The organism is Psychrobacter sp. C 20.9, from assembly GCF_001921765.1.
Classification (GTDB): Bacteria; Pseudomonadota; Gammaproteobacteria; order Pseudomonadales; family Moraxellaceae; genus Psychrobacter; species Psychrobacter piscatorii_B.
The window spans coordinates 1-274 of the sequence record NZ_MRYC01000049.1 but is presented as its reverse complement, the minus strand read 5'-3'; the positions used below and the strand labels follow the sequence as shown (position 1 = coordinate 274).

Here is a 274-nt window from a genome sequence, read left to right as displayed (position 1 = left end):
GAATGATGGCGGCGAAGCTGATTTTAAGGGCGACGATGAAGACAAAGAACAAGATCTTAATGATCAGATGAACAGAAAGAAGGCGATGGAAATTCTGGGGTTAACAGGAACACCATCGGATGATGAAATACGAAGTGCGCACAGGAAGTTGATGCAAAAATTACACCCGGATCAAGGGGGGAATACTTACCTTGCAACCCAGGTTAATCGAGCCAAGGATGTTCTTTTAAATCGCTCTGGTTGAGTTTCCATCTATACTGTGGCAAAGACATAA

At 43.4% G+C, this 274-nt stretch carries 1 protein-coding gene; it reads left to right on the top strand.

The window, feature by feature from the left end; all coding sequences use genetic code 11:
* Positions 1-244: DnaJ domain-containing protein (locus BTW00_RS13760; RefSeq protein ID WP_178379313.1), on the top strand; the 244-nt coding region annotated here is incomplete at its 5' end.
* Positions 245-274 lie beyond the last annotated feature (30 nt).